The 18,452-nt window shown below is 57.2% G+C and carries 12 protein-coding genes; 2 read left to right on the forward strand and 10 right to left on the reverse strand.

The window, feature by feature from the left end:
• Positions 1 to 83: 83 nt before the first annotated feature.
• From PKO02S_RS02475 to PKO02S_RS02500, 6 genes are all read right to left on the reverse strand, one after another.
• Positions 84 to 3,857, reverse strand: coding sequence for a beta-galactosidase (locus PKO02S_RS02475; RefSeq protein ID WP_164821257.1), 3,774 nt, complete (start codon positions 3,855 to 3,857; stop codon positions 84 to 86).
• Positions 3,854 to 6,871, reverse strand: coding sequence for a DUF5107 domain-containing protein (locus PKO02S_RS02480; protein ID WP_127579502.1), 3,018 nt, complete (start codon positions 6,869 to 6,871; stop codon positions 3,854 to 3,856). The genes PKO02S_RS02475 and PKO02S_RS02480 overlap by 4 nt, the downstream gene beginning before the upstream one ends.
• 257 nt (positions 6,872 to 7,128) lie before the next feature.
• The gene (locus PKO02S_RS02485) at positions 7,129 to 7,620 is read right to left on the reverse strand and encodes a DinB family protein (RefSeq protein ID WP_127579503.1); all 492 of its coding nucleotides are present in this window, start codon (positions 7,618 to 7,620) and stop codon (positions 7,129 to 7,131) included.
• Positions 7,621 to 7,644: 24 nt separating this feature from the next.
• A complete protein-coding gene (locus tag PKO02S_RS02490) occupies positions 7,645 to 8,565 on the reverse strand; it encodes an ROK family protein (RefSeq protein ID WP_127579504.1) in 921 nt (306 codons plus the stop codon).
• A 22-nt stretch (positions 8,566 to 8,587) separates the two neighbouring features.
• On the reverse strand, positions 8,588 to 9,553 hold the full coding sequence (locus PKO02S_RS02495) for an SDR family NAD(P)-dependent oxidoreductase (RefSeq protein ID WP_127579505.1): 966 nt from the start codon (positions 9,551 to 9,553) through the stop codon (positions 8,588 to 8,590).
• Between the two features lie 1,550 nt (positions 9,554 to 11,103).
• The gene (locus tag PKO02S_RS02500; RefSeq protein WP_127579506.1) at positions 11,104 to 11,562 is read right to left on the reverse strand and encodes a chemotaxis protein CheX; all 459 of its coding nucleotides are present in this window, start codon (positions 11,560 to 11,562) and stop codon (positions 11,104 to 11,106) included.
• Between the two features lie 323 nt (positions 11,563 to 11,885).
• Between PKO02S_RS02500 and PKO02S_RS02505 the strand changes: the two genes are divergently transcribed.
• Positions 11,886 to 12,581 (forward strand): response regulator transcription factor, encoded by a 696-nt coding sequence (locus tag PKO02S_RS02505; protein ID WP_127579507.1) that lies wholly within the window; start codon positions 11,886 to 11,888, stop codon positions 12,579 to 12,581.
• Entirely contained in the window at positions 12,571 to 14,178 is a 1,608-nt protein-coding gene (locus PKO02S_RS02510) for a sensor histidine kinase (RefSeq protein WP_127579508.1), read from the forward strand. The genes PKO02S_RS02505 and PKO02S_RS02510 overlap by 11 nt, the downstream gene beginning before the upstream one ends.
• Positions 14,179 to 14,352: 174 nt before the next feature.
• Here the strand turns inward: PKO02S_RS02510 and PKO02S_RS02515 are convergent, their stop codons facing one another.
• From PKO02S_RS02515 to PKO02S_RS02525, 4 genes are read right to left on the reverse strand one after another with little or no spacing between them, the layout of a single operon-like run.
• Positions 14,353 to 14,565, reverse strand: a complete 213-nt coding sequence (locus PKO02S_RS02515; RefSeq protein WP_127579509.1) for a Fic family protein — start codon at positions 14,563 to 14,565, stop codon at positions 14,353 to 14,355.
• Positions 14,562 to 14,690 carry a hypothetical protein gene (locus PKO02S_RS33570; RefSeq protein WP_281280396.1) on the reverse strand — a complete coding sequence of 43 codons (129 nt, stop codon included), beginning with the start codon at positions 14,688 to 14,690 and terminating at the stop codon, positions 14,562 to 14,564. The genes PKO02S_RS02515 and PKO02S_RS33570 overlap by 4 nt, the downstream gene beginning before the upstream one ends.
• Before the next feature lie 32 nt (positions 14,691 to 14,722).
• Positions 14,723 to 16,501, reverse strand: a complete 1,779-nt coding sequence (locus tag PKO02S_RS02520; protein ID WP_164821258.1) for an ABC transporter ATP-binding protein — start codon at positions 16,499 to 16,501, stop codon at positions 14,723 to 14,725.
• The gene (locus PKO02S_RS02525; RefSeq protein WP_127579511.1) at positions 16,491 to 18,371 is read right to left on the reverse strand and encodes an ABC transporter ATP-binding protein; all 1,881 of its coding nucleotides are present in this window, start codon (positions 18,369 to 18,371) and stop codon (positions 16,491 to 16,493) included. The genes PKO02S_RS02520 and PKO02S_RS02525 overlap by 11 nt, the downstream gene beginning before the upstream one ends.
• Between the last annotated feature and the right edge of the window lie 81 nt (positions 18,372 to 18,452).

An 18,452-nucleotide genomic window follows, 5' to 3' on the forward strand; every position in this document is an offset into this window, starting at 1 on the left:
GTTGGAGTTTTGTGCATGAATTGTGTTTTGAACAGTGTAAAAAGACGTGCCTCTCGGCACGTCCGGTGTCCACCCAAACCTAACTAAACCAGATCAAAATGCAGCGACGTACGTGTGCCCGAAGCAACGTCCTTCACCTCAACCCGCCATGTACCGGCCCGTTCATTCAGCGGTACGCGCAGCGTCTTAGCCGTCGTCGCGCCGCTTACATTGACATTGTGCGAATACATCCAATGGTACTCGCCGGATGGGTCGTAAAACGTCACACTGCAGGTGCTGCTCCAGTCCGGAATCAGCCGGTCGGTCAGCACTTGGATGCGCAGCTCGATCGGTTCCCCTCGGCGCTGTACCGAATCCAGGCCGACTTCTACCGCCTCCACCTTGCAAGGCAGCGCCGTGAGCAGCAGCGTATCGCCTTGCGCCAGCTCCGTCCGACACACATCGGTGTACCCAATGTACGAGCCTTCCCGCATATTGTACAGGTGCGCCTTCTCCTGCAGCTCCAGACGAAGCGCTTGCGGCTTAATCGCCGACACCCCGTCCGCTCCCCCGAGCGCGACGCCGTCCGCGCCGGTCTTCATCTGGACCGCGTTGCGTAGAATGCCGAAATATTTGGAGCCGCCTACGCCCTTGTAGTAGAAGGACTCGTAGCCGCAATCCAGCGTCTCGCCTTCCGCCGTCTTCAGCTCGGCATACTTGCGTGCTTCGGACAATCCGATCGACTTGCGAAGCAGCTCCCTCAGCTCATGGCCGATCGGGTCCAGCCGAATTTCGCTGTATTTATCAAACCCCAGGTTCAGATAAATGCCTTTGCCCTGACCGGCCTCGTTCACGGTCACCAGTGGGATGTAGCGGTTCAAATCGTCGACGAACGCGGCGACGCCGGTATCCGCACGAGTGCCCTTCTCCGCTACGGGGACGCCGAAGCCGTTGGCAATCTGCCCCTTCGTCTTGTAGCCCGGGACGTGCTTGAAATAAGGGAAGTCCGCGTTTGCGAAGCACGATTCGTCGCAGTAGAAGCGCATCATATACGTCGTCGTCCGTTTGATGCCGAACAGCGCATCCAGCTTGCCGCTGTCATACTCCCGGCAATGCTGATCCATGATGCCGGTCTGGAAATCGCCGATGATGACCCCGCCGGCTTCGACGAACTTGCGGATTTCCTCCGCCTCCCGATCGCTGATCGCGATCGAATATGGCAGGATGAGCAGCTTGTAGCCTTGCCCCAGCAGCGCTCCGTCCTCGATCTGCGGCGATGCGAGCAGCTGGTACTGATAGCCGAGATCCTCGAGCAGCTGCATCCAGCCGGCGCGGTTGCGCTCGAAGCGGAGATGCTCGCCTTTCATGTAGCTGCCGTGCACGGAGCTCATCGAGTAGTGAAGCGCAATCCCCAGATGATCGCGGGTCGATCCGTACAGCAGCAGCTTGCCGATCCCTTCGCGGCGGATCTCCCGCGCAATGATGCCGATGTCCCGTGCCGATTGCGAGAAAGTGAAGTCCGGATTCAGAATCGAATGATCGTGGAACAGGCTGTACATCGTTAGCCCGTGGAACAAGCCGTTCCAGACGAAATGCCGCGCCGACACCCCTTTGTTCCCGTAGCCGAACCAGCCGCCGATCGCCGTTTCCGGCTGTGCGAAGGAGCGGTGCATCTCATATTGATGGCCGACCGAATAGGACTCGACATAGCCGACATGCTTGTGCAGCTGGTAGTAATCGTAGCCGGAATAAGTAGTGGAAGCTTGGCAGCCTGACAATCGCGTGACGCCTTCCGGATCGATTTCCCGAATCATTGCCGTGATCCGCTCGTAAGAGCCGGCGAAGCTTTTCTCCATAAACAAGCGGTGGTCGCCCCACGACGCATAGTCGCCGGTTTTGCGCGCTTCTTCGAACGTGTACGGCTCCACTTCCTCCCATGATGCGAAGGCCGTGTTCCATACTTGATTCAACTCGTCCAAATCCGCGTATCCGCTCTTCAACCACTCTCGCATGTCGCTCATGCAGTACGGACAGAAGCACAGATCCAACTCGTCAATGTATGCCGTGACCGAACCCTCGTCATTCGCGAAGTAAGACAGCGGGCGGAAAGGCTTGTTGCGTGAGACATCGTGCCGTACCTCTTCCCGGAGTCCTTCCCAGAAGGACGGATCGTTGAAGCAAGGCACGCGGTGCAAATATTTTTTGTCCATGGTCTGGAAATATTGTTCTTTCCGATCGGCATAAGGCTTCCGGTTGTACCAGTATACGCCCATCCCTTTCACTCCGGACTCGACGGACAGCCGGTTGCTGCCCGGGAACAGGCCGGTTACCCCCAGTTCGCGAAACCGCTTGCCGGTCAGCTTGTCGAACTCGCCCAGTCCCCGATTGCTTGCTACGAGGAACATCTCGTAGTCGTCCAGCAGGCGGTTCTCGGCAGGGACGAACACGCGGACTGTCCGCCGATCAATGAGGAAGCCGTCCACGCGAATGTCGGCATGCACATACATGTAGAGCGACGAATTGGCATACACAGGCAGCTCGAACGATACCGATGCATCTCCGTCGATCGGAACCTTATGGACATGGTGCACATAGTCGAAGAAGTCGATCAGCGTCAACACGAGTTCCCCGCGGCCCGCCGGCACATCCACTTTTCCGGTAATTTGCTCGCCGGCATTAATCAGCTCTTGATCTACCTGAAAAGCGGAAATTTGCGAAACAAGCGGATGCTCGATCACATAAGTCGCCCAATCCAGCACGAGCCCGTCCCGCTGTAGCCGCACATCGGCACGGAACTGGCCGCCTAGATGCAGCGCGCTCGGCAGCTCCAGACGCAACTCCTCGCCCGCTTCCAGCTCCGCAACAACTTCATCATGCGCGTTCAGCAGTCGGCAAGACAATGTACAACCGCTCTGGACTCCGCCGTCGATGAGAACCTGCAGCGTATCGCCGTTCAGCTCGAAGCCGGCGATCCGGGTGTCCGGCTCCTTGTCGGCCGCCCAAATAATGCTCTTGCCGATCAACCCGTAGGCGTATTCCTGAAACTTGAACGTCGCGCCGCTTTGGCCGCCTTTCCATTTCTCCATATTCGAATCGAAGCAGCTGCTCGTAGCAAATCCGTTATGGTTCGGCGTCACATCCTTCGGATGGTAGCCGAAGGCGACGACGCGGCCGCGGCCCACTTGCTTCACCGAAGCGATCGGCAAGCCGGACTCGGAGCGAAGAATCGTCTCTGCCGCCGGGTCCAGCCCATACTCGTAATAGCCCAGATCCTCGAAAGGGAACAGCTCGATCGGAATCCCGCTCGTAATATAGTGTGGCGTCGCTTTCTCCCAGCGGTCCTTGCGGATTTGGTCGAAGGCGGTCAACGGATAGTTCTTGTGGTTGATCACTTCTTCGACTGTCGGAATTAGCGGGGACAGCGTCTCCAGCTCTGCAGACTTCGGGAGGTCCTTGCCGTGAAGCGGGCGAATAAGCACCAAACCTGCCCCTGCTTCTACACGGCGCAAAATCGCTTCCTTCGTCTTGGGCGTGAAGAAACCCCATCCATTGATGACCGGCACGACCAGCACGTCGAAATGCTCCTCGGACGTCACAGCCGCCTCCATGTTGTTGTACATGATACTGGAGTCCCACTGATGGCCGCGGATGTCGTAGAAATCCCCCAGGCCCCATTTGTTCAGGTCCCACATCCGATCGACCGTAATCGTCTCGAACTCGTAATCCATCCGTTTGATCAACTCGACGACTTCAATCCCATACAGGACGCTTGGGAAAAACAGCACTTTGATTTTCCCTTTGGCATAGGGCTTCGCCCATAAGGGATTGTTCGTTTCGACTTCCAGCGAATATTCGATGTCATACTGCTTCTGAATCATACGACGGCCACCTTTTCCGCGGGTTCGGACCCGAGTGTTGGAATCGTTTCGTTGACGCCGAGCCACTCCAGCTCCACTTTCTTCTGAGTGCCTCTGATATAATCCGCATAATCCGGCGAGTGCCGCTGCTGCGGACAGGCTGCGATCCGGTTGCAATAATGAAGCGCCAGGCCCAGCTTCCCCAGCTTCTCGTGGCAGATGGCGAGCAGCAGCCAGAAGCGGATGTCGCATTGCTCCCAGGAACGGGCCAGCTGCGTGTTCGATCCGTACGATGTCGCTTTCTCGAGACAGCGGATCGCCTCATCCCATTGGCGCGCTTTCATGGCGATGTCGGCTTTGCCAAGCCATGTCTGATGCTGCAGCAGCTTCAGGTTCATATCCGGGTTCTCTTCGATCTCCCATGCCCGGAAGCTGCGAGTTTCCAACAGCTCGACCGCTTTATCGTAATCGCCGGTATCGTTGTACACGGTGATCAGCACGCGAGCCAGCTTCTCGTCAACTCGGGAAGGATCGGGGATCGCTTCAATCAGCTTCAAGCGCTTGTCGATCCAGCCCCGATCCCGATACAGCCGGTTCAAGAACAGCACAATATCGGGGTTAAAAGGTTGAAAGCCCAGCCCTTGCTCGAGGCAGCCTATCGCTTCATCCGATCGCCCGACGGCGATGAGGGTGAGGCCTAGGTTGCGGTATACGACCGAGGAGCTCATCCCCGCCTTCACACACTCGCTCCACATGGCGATCGCCTCAGGCATCCGTTCCACAGAATAATAGATCAGCCCGGCCAAATAGCGAGCATGCACGGCCTCGGCACCTAGCCGTGCGATCGCATCTTGAACCGCATCCAGCGTCAGCCCGAGCGTCGGGAACACGTAATCGATGGAGCTTGACTCCGCTTGTCGGTATTGCTGTTCCGCTTGGTCGAAGCGGCCTTGCAGCGCGTGCAGCCTTCCCAAGTGGTACAAGACTAGCGGGTTTGCCGGCTCCGTCGCAGTTGTCTGGACGTACGCTTCGAGGAGGGCCGACTGCGCCCCGAGATCGCCGATCTCGGCGTAGAACTGCACGGCGTGCAGCAAATCATGGATGCTGAACCAGCCTATCGTTTGGCGTTCGGATACCGGGGATTGCAGCCATTGCTGCGCTCTCGCGATCCAATCGAGCGGGTATTCGCCGAGATAGCGCTCCAGCACCGTCTGCGCCTTCTTTGGGCTGCCTTGCTTCCACAGCGCATAAGCGTACAATATCTCGGTCGTCTCGGATCGGCCGAAATCGTTCGCCGCCTTCTCAAAGTACTGCTTCGCCTTCGCATAGTCGCGGTCGAGCAGCGCCATCTTGCCTAGCAGGATGCAAGCCTGCGGCGCCACGGAGCTCGTGTCGTTGACCTCGAGCAAGTATGGCTTGGCTTCCCGGCGATCGCCCATCAGGAACATAATCAAGCCGGCATAATACTGCGCCTCCTGGCTTTGAACATTGAGCGCCAGGACTTGCATAATCGTTTGCTTGGCGCTGGCAAGGTCCAGCATTTTCACTTGCAGCACTGCTTTGCGAAGGTACGCCTCCAAGTATGTCGGATTCGCCGCCAATAGCTCGTTCACGAGACCGTAAGCTTCCTCGTAGCGCATGCGGCATTCCGCCTGGCTAAGCCGGTACAGCAGCGTCTTCGTGTCATCGTCCTGCTGAATTTCCGGCAGTCCGTTCATTTGCTCGGCAGCGGCTTCGTTGTTGCGGATGATGTAGTCGATCGCCAGCTCGCCGTCCTTGTCATATAGACGCAGACGAAGAACGCTCTCCGTAAACGCCTCTGCCGGCAACGGGATGTCCCATTGCCCCGGCTTGTTCGGCGCCCAGTCTCCGTTTGCCTCGAAAATCGGCAGTGAGTGCGCATCGTTTAGCAGGAGCAGCTTGGCACCATGGAAAAGTTCATTGGGATGCACTTGTAGGGCTAGCTTCAATTCGCCGGCGGTGGCGGTTTCTTCCACCTTGGCCGTCACGATCGCTTCCTTGCACGCATAGGTGAACGGTCCGGTGTTGATCGCCTGGAACCAATATTCCTTCCATGTATGGCGTTGATAAGGGGCCAGCCACGTGAAGGCGTTCTGCGTCTGCACGTTCCCGGATTGATATTCTACATAAGGGCCGTCTTCCTCGGTCAGCAGCTCGTTCCACAGCTTACCCAGGTCGGCGTTGCCCCAGATCCATATTTTTTTGCCCGGCGCTTCCATATGATCCGCTACATGCACCGTCCCGCGACCGAGCTCGTCGTCGTACACACCGAAGAAATCATCCTCCACCCGCGACCCGAACCAACCCGTCAACCGACGGTATTGATCCGCCCGGCGCAGATCGACGCTGCCTTCATACGGCCAGGGGTACCGCTTGCGCTCGAACTCTTCGATGTACCATTTGATCGGGTAGCGGAGCTCCATGTTGCGGGTTTCCGGGTAGCTGGACGTGTTCCACACGAAAAAACGCTGCGGCACCGCCGTCGGATTATGAACGCGCATAATTTGTTCGATATAGGCTTTTTCCGGATGAAGGAGCAGCTCCACCGAATACACTAGGCCGGATGATCGATCCGTCTCGCCCAGCACGATCGAAGCCGTCCCGTCGCCGTTCTCCCGGCAGACCGCTTCAAGCTCCAGCATGCAAGAAGGCCGATGCGCGCGGGGAAAATTGAACTCGATGCCGCCCGACGTCCAGGCTCCCGTCAGCCCGACCAGTTGGGGTTTTACAACGCGATTGAGGTAAAACACTTGCTCGCCGTTCCGCTTGTCCAGGGCCGAATACAGCTTCGCTCCGAGCTTCGGCAGGACGGTCACCTTCAAGTACTCGTTCTCGAGCACCAGGCCGCGGTATTCTTCCAGCACACGCTCGTCGCTCAGCGAGTCGAACATCGGGTAAGGATAAGGCTTCTCGAAGCGAAAGCTGCCGATCGCAGGATTCCGGTCCGCAGCCTCCATGGGGTACGTGGGGATAGTCAGGCGCTCTTCATATGCTTTCGTTGCAGTTCCAGGCATAGCGATGGCTCCTCTGATTCCAAGAATGGAAAAACGGATAGGATAATGTCGATCTCCACCTTTAATCTACAGCAAATAACATCTATTATCAGCACTAATATTGCTTGTTTGGCTATATTTTTCGATATATATTGCGAGTGTCGCTACAAAAAAAGAACCTCGATACGAGGCGGGTGGGCGACAAAGCGCTAAGGCTTTGGACGTCCAGCCGATCGTGTCGGAGGCTCTCTTGTTCGTTGACGGGTTAGGGGAGCAAGTTAAGGCTTGGCTCTAGGAATCGAAGTCGTCACGTACCGCTCGTCCAGGATAAGCTTGGCGATGTACAGCACTTGCCCTAGATGCTCGGAGAAATGCGCTGCGCTGGCGAGCAGCACATCGAGATGCGTTCGCTGCTTGCCGCGCACCGACTGCGTCTGCTCCAGTTGGTCCGGGGACATGCCGGCGATCGTGCCGGTCAAGAGCTGGAACGACTCGCGAACGAGACGCTGCAGCTCTGGCTTGGCGAGCCGAACATCGAGCGCGAACTCGGCATCGCGGTCGCGCGTCGGCGGCTCGCCGAGGATGCCGGCGCTGACACGCTCCGCCACGTTGCCGCGAATGTGGACGACGAGGTTGGCTATGCTGTTGCTTTCCTCGTTCGGGCGCCAGTTCAGCTGCTCCTCACTGAGCTGCTCGATGGCCGCGAGCCAGCGTTTCTCGATCTCCTGGAATTTGGCGATCATCCAATCTGTAACGAGTTTGGCGTTCATGCGATCCGTCCCTTCCGGTTGAGATTAGACTTGAGCTTGCGATTGGGATTGCAATTCGGATTGGGATCGGGACTGCTCCAGCGCCCTTTGGGCTAGAGCCAGTCCGCCGCACAAGCCGGCGTTGTCTCCGAGGCCCGGCGGCACGATGTACTCGGCGATCCGCTCGGACACCCACTCGCTCTGGACATAGCCGTTCAGCAGCTTCTGCACTTGCTCGTAGACGAGCGGGAACAGCTGGCGCTGCTTGCTGACGCCTCCGCCGAACACGATTCGCTCCGGCGACAAGTACAAGATGGCGTGCACGGCTGCCTGCGCCAAGTAATAAGCCTCGATTTCCCACACCTTCGCATTGTCCGCCAGCTCGTGACCCTTGACGCCCCAGCGCTTCTCCAGCGAAGGTCCGGCCGCCATTCCTTCCAGGCAATCGCCGTGGTATGGACAGACGCCGGCAAACGTATCCTCCGGATGGCGCTTCACCGGGATATGGCCCATCTCGGGATGGACCAAGCCGTGCACCAGCTTGCCCTCTACATAGACACCGCCGCCGATCCCCGTCCCGACTGTGATGTACACGCAGCTGCCTAATCCTTGGGCCGCACCCCAAGTGGCTTCCCCGAGCGCGGCTGCATTCACGTCGTTGTCCCAGCCGATCGGCACATGGATCGACCGCTTCAGCTTGCCGAGCACGTCGCATTGCGCCCAGCCCGGCTTCGGCGTCGTCGTGACATAACCGTATGTAGGGCTCGCCGGGTTCAGATCGATCGGGCCGAACGAACCGATGCCGATGGCGTCGATTTCTTTCCCTGCGAAGAATGCTTCTACTTTGGCCAGCGTCTCTTCCGGCTGCGTCGTCGGAAATTCAATCCGCTCCAGTACTTCCCCATGCTCATTGCCGATCCCGCATACAAATTTGGTGCCGCCTGCTTCAACCGATCCGAATCTCATCTAGGTGGTCCTCCCCAATTGTCTACTTCTTGTTTAACAGCTTTACCGCGATGCGCTCGAACAGTGCCGGGAACAGCGCGAACAGCTTGGCGCCGAAGCCCATCGTCCAGGGCAAATCGACATGCGTCCGCCTGCGATCGATCGCGTTCACAACGGCGTCCGCCACCCGCTCCGGCTTCAGCATGAACGCCTTGATGTTGTTCACGTATTCGCCGCTCGGGTCCGCCTGTTGAAAAAACGGCGTGTCGATCGGCCCCGGATTGACCGCCGTCACGACGATGCCGGTGCCGTGCAGCTCCTGGCGGAGGCTGTTGGTGAAACCGAGCACCGCGTGTTTGGACGCCGCATACGCGGTCGACTTGGCGGAGCCGATCTTGCCGGCGATCGACGCCACGTTCACGAGCTGCCCTCGGCCGGCGCGCCGCATATGCGGCAGCACCGCCTTCGTGCAGCGCACCGTCCCCATGTAGTTCACGTCCATCATGCCCGTGAAGTCGCTGAGCGGCGCCTCGTCCAACCGCTTGAACACGCCGTAACCGGCGTTGTTGATCCACACGTCGATCCGGCCGAAGTCGGCGATCGCCTGCTCCACCGCAAGCTGCACCTGCTCGTCCGACGTGACGTCGAGCACGTACGTCCGGCAGCGCTCGGTGCCGCTGTCGGCGGCGCCTGCGGCCGAGCCCTGGCTCTCTGCCGGGGGGCTGGCGTTGCTGGCGGTTCGCCCGGCACTTTCGCCGGAGCGCACAGTGCTGGCCCGCCCGGTGCTACTGCCGCTAGTGCTGGCTGTGCCGGCGCTGGTGCTCGCTTCGCGGGCGTTGCTGCCGCTAGTGCTGGCTGTGGCTGATGCGACTCGCTGCGCCGTCGCCTGCAGCCCTTCGCGGTTGCGGCCATACAGCACCAGCCTTGCCCCCCGCCGAGCCAGCGCCACCGCGATCTCCGCCCCGATCCCACTCGACGCCCCGGTGATGGCAATAATCTGATCTTGCATCGATTCACTCACCTCTAGCTACTAGAATACCACAAGTTGCCTGGAATTCGTGAGCAGTTCTACGTGGCACCGAAAAGTGGCCAGCGAGTCCGATTACGTGCCCTACCTGCCACCTAGCACAATCACCGCCCGCTCCCGCCCAACCTGCTACACTCGATCCCGATAACCTGCCCCACCTGCCACCTAGCACATTCACCGCCCGCTCCCGCCCAACCTGCCACACTCGATCCCGATTACGTGCCCTACCTGCCACCAAGCACAATCACCGCCCGGCTCCCGCCCAATCTGCCACACTCGATCCCGATTACCTGCCCCACCTGCCACCTAGCACAATTACCGTCCGGCTCCCGCCCAACCTGCCATACCCGATCCGATTCCCTGCCCCACCTGCCACCTAGCACAATCACCGCCCGGCTCCCGCCCAACCTGCCACACTCGATCCTGATAACCCCCCGCTTCTCCCCCACAAGCAGCTCTCCTCCACACACACACACACACACACACACAGCCCAAATAAGAAAAACCATAAAGGAATATCCCCTGATGGTCTTTGGTCGTGGCATTCCGTTAGCGCGCGGGGAGGACAGGAGGCAATGCTGTCAGGGTAGGGACTCTAACAGCGGCGAGTATGCGGACCATACGGCCCTTATTTGTGAACAAAATGGCTAGTTTACGGGGTAAGCGGACCTACGATGCGTTATTGGGACCAAAAGTGAGGTTTTGAGGGGGCGAAAGGGCAAATAAGCGCATCTGTGTCTGCCAATCCAAACCTCAAGCTACTTTAGGATGAAATAAGGACTTCTATGTCCGCTCCGAGCTCGGCCTGACGCATCACCAACCCCCTTTCCCTTCAAATAGCTCCATCCACTAAGCAGAGCGAGCGGGCTTATTGTCCTTAACCTGACAACATTGGGGCAGGAGGAGGGGTTCCGACCGGCTGTTGGAAGCATGTTTCTTGATGGAATCGGAGCTAAAGTGGGACCCTGCTTACTGAGGGAGGCGGACGTTTCGCTCCTCCACTCCCTCCTCCTGCCCTCTTCTGTCCTTCTTTGTTCATGGCGTTACGTTTATTCTGAAAAATCGTCCCAGGCCGCCGCATCCCCGCAACCAGCTCTACCCGCTCGAGGCGAAGAGCATTCCCGAGCAGCGTGGCGCCTTTACCCTTGTTCCCTAGTCCGAAAAAGTCGGACTACCACGCGCCTCTTCGCCCGGAACAGCTCTGTAGTCCGAATCGGCCGAATTAGAGCGGCGTTTTTCAAGAGGCGCGTGTGGAAACGGCTCTGCAAATGGGAGAAGTCGGACTAGAGACCGCTTCCCCCTTTCCTCCCGACACGGAGTCAGGAAAAGTCGGACTGGAGCGTATGCGGCCTTTTCATGCGCTCTATTAAGAAGCCCTGATCGGAACAAACACCAGTCCATTTTTGCGGGTGTACCTGTCTCTCACCTCACCGTGCTTAGCAAGCGGCACCCTCACCCTTTAGTTCTGTAAAGGATTTACACTTTCTGCTATGCAAAAAGAGGCCTGTCCCAGGCCTCTCCACACTTCAACCCTATGTAATCAACACATGAATGTTCAGCTCGCCGATCGAATCCATAATCAGCGGGATCGTCAGCGCCTTCTTCGGCGTGAATCCGGCGGCCGCGGCGGACTGGATCAGCTTGGGCGGCGTAATGTCCACGCGTACGCCCTGGTTGTACAAGATCGTGCTCGCATTGCCGCTGATCATGTTGCCCAGCTCCGAAATCGCGCTCTGCGTCATCTCGTCCATCTCGGTGATATGGTAACCGCCCATCATGGCGGATACTAGCTTCAAAGCCACCACTTCGTGCAAGCCGAAAACGATGTCACCCTTCATCTGACCGGTCATGCCGATCTGAATCCAGATATACTTTTCCACAAATTTAACATCCTTCACGCCAAGCTGTCCGGTTGTGGGCCGTACGGAGATAAGCTGCTCCAATACGATTCTGGCGGATTCCAGGAAAGGATTGATATATTCGGCTTTCACAACGTTGTCCCCTTTCGACAAGTTTCACTCACGATGTTTCCAAAATGTTTCATTTCCCACCATTATACTTTAGTTTTCCAACCCTGTATACGGTTTGTACAACCTTGTTTCGGATTTGCGTCCGGGACTTAAGACTCATTTTATCATAAACCTACTCCCCATTACCCGGGAAATAGGATGCATTTCTGAACAAGCCTTATTAAGATTTTCTTAAGAACCGCCCTCCTAGTTTTTTAAGAAATGTTCTATATAATAAGATCGTTACCAGCTAACCCGCCCGCCAGTCAGCCAACAAGCCGACAGAGAAAGGAGCCCCATTCCAGATGGCATCCGATACTATCCTACTAGTGGACGACGAGAAAGACATTCTCGACCTGCTGGGAATTTACTTGAAAAATGAAGGCTACACCATCCTCACGGCGTCTAGCGGCCTCGAAGCGCTGGAGCTGCTGAAGCAAAAAGCGGTGGACCTGATCATCCTCGACATCATGATGCCCCGTATGGACGGCATTCAAGCTTGCCTGAAAATTCGCGAGCAGCGCAACATGCCCATCATCATGCTATCGGCGAAAAGCCAGGATATGGACAAAATTTTCGGCCTTAGCTCGGGCGCCGACGACTACATGACGAAACCGTTCAACCCGCTCGAGCTGATCGCCCGAGTTAAATCGCAGCTCCGCCGCTACAAAAAGCTGAACATTGCCTCCCCGCCGCAGCAGGACGAGCTCGAAGTCGACGATCTGACGATCAACACCTCCAACCACGAGGTCCGCATCGACGGGCGAGAAATCAAGCTGACCCCGCGCGAATTCGCCATTCTCGAGCTGCTGGCCCGTAACCGGGGCATCGTCTTCAGCATTCAACGCATCTATGAGAGCGTGTGGAACGAAGCCTTTTACGAATCCGACAACACCGTCATGGTTCACATCCGCAAGCTGCGCGAAAAGCTCGAAACGACGCCAAGACAGCCGAAATACATCAAAACCGTGTGGGGGGTAGGCTACAAAATTGAAAAATAGATCGATGTTCAATCCTATGTTCTGGGTGCATCTGGTGATCGGGTTGGTCAAAGATATAGGCCAAATGGTGTACAAGCACGTGGAGCACAGCCTCCGGCTGCAATTGGTGCTCGTGTTCGCCGTCTGTTTCTTCCTGGCGCTTGTGTCGGCTACGGCCTCGAGGCCGTTTTTTGAAAATGCGAGCAAACATCCCGTCATCGAGTACCGGTCCGGCGTCAAATTGATCGATTCCCGCTCCTTGTCGATCCTGAATAACATACAGCGCGAGTTGGATCCCGACCATGACGGTCGCTACAATGAAGGGGTGTTCCCTTCGCCGGGCGCACCTATTCCCGTATTACCCGACAACATGTCCGCTCCCGCTAATCCGTTAAGACTGGGCGGCTCGGCAGACGAACGGATTACGCACATTATCGAGCAAGAACGTTGGGGATCGCTGAAAATCCTAATCGCCGACCTGGACGGCAAAGTACTGTACAAGTCCGCAGGCGCCTCGGAAAGCCAAATCGACCTGCACGGCGTTATCCGCAACGCAATGAATTACCGATTGGAGAACTACATGTATGAGAACAAGGAATACGTTTCGTTTTATCCGCTCAATATCGGGACTACCCGCACTTATTTGATCGTATCTGGGTTGCCGCAGCCGAATATCGAATATCGCACATCCAGAAGCGCCCTGCCTAACTTGCTCGGCACGATCGTGTTTATCGCCAGCTTCTTCTTGCTGACCAAACGCAAAATGCGTTACATCGAGGAGCTCGCCAGCGGGCTGATGGAGATATCGCGCGGCAACTTGCATTATCGGGTATCGCGCAGGGGCAACGATGAGCTCGGCAGCTTGGCCGGCAGCATCAACGAGATGACCGCGGAGCTGCAGCACACGATTGAGGAGGAACGGGTCGCCCAAAAAACGAAAACCGAACTGATCACGAACGTGTCGCATGATCTCCGGACGCCGCTGACGCTCATCATGGGCTATCTCCGGCTGTTGAAGGACAAAAATTTCGAAAGCGAGCAGCAGGCGTCCGAATATTTGAACATTGCGTTCTCCAAATCCGAGAAGCTCAAGACACTCATCGACGACTTATTCGAGTATACGAAGCTGGCTCACAAAGGGGAGTTTCTCTCGACTGAGAAAGTGTGCCTGAACGAGCTCATGGAGCAATTGATCGAGGAGCATGTGACGCATGCGGAGCAAAATGAGCTGACGATCAAGCGCATCCTGCCGGAGGAGAAGCTGTTCGTACGCCTCGATCCCGACAAAATGATACGCGTATTCGACAATCTGATCACGAATGCGGTCAAATACAGCATCACGCCAGGCATCATCAAAATCGTTGTCTTCAAGGACAAAGGTCATGCGCTGATCTGCATCAGCAACCAAGGCTCGCCGATCCCGCAGGCGGAGCTCGAGCGGCTGTTCGAGCGGTTCTACCGCGTCGACGCCTCGCGCTCGTCCGAGACGGGCGGATCGGGACTCGGTCTCGCCATCGCCAAGAGCATCGTCGATTTCCACGGCGGACAAATTTGGGCAGAATGCGAAGGCGAGGAGATCCGGTTCTACGTGAAGCTGAAGCTGGACGCTTCGTTGTAAGCCAAACAAAGCGGCGGTCTCTTAGGAGACTGCCGCTTTGTGGTATCTAAGGTTCATCTTCCATTCGCAACTGCAATTGCAGTATGAAACAAATCATCATCGGATACGCTAAGCCACTGGCTATTCAAAGCTAAGAACACCTTGGCACACATGTACGAGGTTCGTTTGTTCCCGTCACAAAAGAGTTGTTTTGTTGCAAAACCCTCCATATATAGCTGCTTTAATAAATAAACCGGGGTAATACTCCAATTCGCCGAAACCATCAAATGGTTTACCTGCCATGAAGTCTATTAGCCCCGGTTCGTATTCACCATTAAGTCCACCGTAACGGCGAACCATCTCATTATGAATATCTCTTATATCACTTGCTGTCAGAGGCACGGTCAATTTTTAGACAGCCTCCTGAGAGCTGAATCGTTTTCTTTGCAAGCTTTGTCCACTATTCGAAGAATCTGCTCTTTCCGAGCAAGCGCTTCTTGTGCGGCTTTACTGTCTTCCTTACGTACTGCCATATCCTCTTCCTCCTTACCCAAGGACAATCCTCCTAGTCTATTGGAATAGAACTAGTTTGTCCGCTTTGCTTCACGCCATCCAACGCACCGCCTTCTTCCGCCTCTTGCTTCTGCACGAGGCGCTTGTACATCGTGTCGCCGAGCATCAGCGACTCGTGCGTGCCTTGCTCGACGACGCGGCCGCCGTCCAGGACGAAGATAATGTCGGCGCCCCGGACAGTGGACAGCCGGTGCGCGATCACGAGCGTCGTCTTGCCGGCGCGGACGCGATCAAGCTGCTGCTGGAGCTGGCGCTCCGTCTCGAGGTCGAGCGCCGACGTCGCCTCGTCCAGGACGAGCAGCTCCGGATCGCGCAGCAGCGCCCTTGCGATCGCGATCCGCTGGCGCTGGCCGCCGGACAGCGTGATGCCGCGTTCGCCGAGCTCCGTCTCGAACCCCAGCTCGAGACGCTCGATCGTATCCAGAATGCGCGCTTGCTCACAGCATGCTCTTAGCCGCTCCTCCGGCACGCCGCTCAAGCCGAACAGCAGGTTCGCCCGAATCGTGTCCGGGAACAGGAACGGCTCCTGGAAGACGATCGACGTCTTCTCCGCCCAGCTGTCGCGAGCAATGTCGCTCAGCGGGGAGCCGTTCACCCGGATCACCCCTTCGGTCGGCTCGAAAAACCGAACAAGCAGCTGCGCCACCGTCGACTTGCCTCCGCCGCTCGTACCGACAATCGCGGCCTTGCCGCCGATGGGGATGTCGAGCTGCAGCTCGTTCAGCACGGCGCCCGCCTCCTCCGAATAGCCGAACGTTACATGCTCGAAGCAAAGCGAACGGATCGGCCCGTCTAATCGAACACGGCCTTCCACAATCCGTTCTCCCTCCAACAGCTTGCGCAGCCGTTCGGCGGCGGCGAGGCGGCCGGGCAGCGCCATGAAGTTGGTGAACAAGTTCTGGAACGAGTTCATCAGCTGCGCCGTGAGCTGATACACGACGAGGAACGTGCCGAGACTGATCGTCTCCTGCAGCACCCCGTATCCGCCGATAGCGAGGATCGCCACGTGGATGCCCCATTTGAGCGGCTCACTTGATAGGATTTGGCGGTTCACGATTTTGCCTTCGGCCATTACTTTCCCGTAATACGATTGGAACAACGACTCCAGCTTCTCCGACTCCCACTGCTGCCTGTCGTAAGCGACCACCTCTCGCGTGGAGGAAATGCTTTCTTCAATATGGACAAGCAGCTTGGACCGCTCTTCGTACATGGCTTGGGACGCCTGCTTCAGCCGGGGAGCGAAATAGTAGCTCAAGAGCATGTACACGATGCTGAGCCCGGCGGATGCCGCAAGCACTAGCGGACTCATCATCCCCATGATGCAGAAAAGCAGGACGACATACGTCAAGTGCTGAATCGTCCGAGTCATTTGATGTGCGATCAGAAAGGTGACGTTGTGGCTGTCATGTGTCATATGCTGCATGTAGGCGCCGATCCGTTCCTTCCGAAACACTCCCATCGGGATGCGTTGCATATAGGCGAGCAGCCGCTCGCCGAGGACGGATTTCACGCGGCTGATGCACAGACCCAGCAAGGTCGCCACCCCGACCCACAGCAGACAGAACATAACGAACAGCGCGATGAAAATACCGATGATCCTCGGAAGGCGATCGTACTGACCTTGCAGGAACACATCGTCCACGAGCCACTTTTGTACCCCGATCGTGCCCAGTGTGACCGCCGCCTGCACGAACATGAAGAACAAACTCGCGAGGAACAACCACCGAATCGGGTAAACGATGCTGAATAACCAGCTTACATTAGCTCTCATTGGCGCTTCCCTCCTTCCCGGTCTTCGACGGCTTTTGCTCCTTCTCCATCTCCTCCATCTCCACCACCTCGGCACTGCCTGCTCGTTCTCCTTGCTGCTCGCCTTCCAGCAGCTGGTAGAACAGCCCCTGCTTCCGCACCAGCTCCCGATACGTCCCCTGCTCAGCCACCTCGCCGTCATCGACGACCACGATCCGGTCATAATCCATGACCGTGGACAGCCGATGCGCGACGGCAATCGTCGTCCGCCCTTCGAGCAGCCGGTCGAGCGCCAGCCGCACCTCCCGCTCGCTCGTCTGGTCCAGCGCGGACGTCGCTTCGTCCAGCACGACGATCGCCGGCTGCTTGAGCAGCATGCGGGCGATCGCCACCCGCTGCTTCTGGCTGCCGGACAGCTTGATCCCCCGCTCGCCGACGAGCGTATCGTATTGCTGCGGCAGCTTCAGGATGAAGTCATGCGCATAGGCGGCGCGCGCCGCTTCCACAATTTCTTCGTCCGTGGCGGCCGGCCGGCCGAAGCGAATGTTATCTCTCACCGACGAGCCGAACAAGTACGTCTCCTGGAACACATACCCCAAGGCGCCGCGCAGCTGCGACAAGCTAAGCTGGGGCAGCGGCACTCCGTCCAGGCTCACCTCGCCGAAGAACGGATCATAGAACCGGCCGATCAGCTTCAGAACGGTCGATTTGCCATGGCCGCTTGCGCCGACGAGCGCTACTTTTTCTCCGGGACGCACGTGAAGGTGAAATTTATAAAGCACGTACTTCTTGTTTGGGTAATGGAAGCTGATCTCTTGCAACCGTAGCTCGCCGTGGATCATCGGCAATGTCACGGGGTGCTCCGGCTCCTGTACCTCGGGCTCCAGATGCGCAAACGCGTACAGCCTCCTCGCATGAACCATCAGCGCACGCTGCTCCGTTATGTCCGTCACGATGTTCGTCATCATCAGCAGCCCGTTGAAATAATAAAGTATGAAAGCGACGAACGCCCCCACCGACAAGCTGCCGTCCCGAATCCTATAAGCGGCGTACACGAACACAGCCACCGCCCCTATGTAATACATCAGACGCCGAAACGCGTCGCGCGACGACCAGACGATCCAGAATTGGACGGCATTGCGTCCTATCTGCTTCCACAGCATAGCGTAGTTGTCGAACGCCCAACGCTCCGCCCCGTATGCCCTCACTTCACCCAGCCCGGACAGCAGCTCGTAAATGCGCCGTTCAGTCTGCATATAGAGCGCGTCGCCTTCATCAATAAGCTTCATCGTTTCTTTCTCCAGGTAAGGCCCGAGCACATAATAGAAACAGAACGAGACGAGCATGATCAAGGTCAGCCTATAGTCGATTCCAGCCATTAAGAGGATGCTGAGTGCGACGAAAATAGCTTTCCACACGATCTCCGGCAAGTAGCGGCGGTAAATTTCCTGCACCTTGGACACGTCCGTATTGAACAGAAACAGTGAATCGTTCACGGTGCTCTGCTCGAAGTAGGAGAATCCGAGCCACCGCAGTTGCTGAAAAATATGCTTGGTGAGGTCAAAGGACGCTTTCTCTCGGAGCACGCGCTCCAGCCGATTGCGAAGCGCCATAAACGCGAACATGATGACTAGAGAGACGCAGAGGCCTATAAGCAGCCAGCCGAACAAGGCATAGTCCCGGTCGGGCAGCACTCGGTCGACGAATATCTGGATCAGCTTGGGGATCAGCAGTTCGACGCCGACGATAACGAGCCCACTCACGATGAGCAGGAGAAGCGGGTTGCGGTAAGGCTTGACGAACGAAATCATCCACCGGTAGACGCGAAATCCGTGAATCAGCCGGACGACGGGCGGATCTTCATTGATGACGGGTTGAGGCGATAAGCTCATTTGCTGGTGAATCCTCCTTATAGTGACGGTGCGATCATTCCTGTATGGGACAGATGCCGATTGTGTGGTGCTATTATGGTA

Source organism: Paenibacillus koleovorans NBRC 103111, assembly GCF_004000845.1.
Lineage (GTDB): Bacteria > Bacillota > Bacilli > Paenibacillales > NBRC-103111 > Paenibacillus_AA > Paenibacillus_AA koleovorans.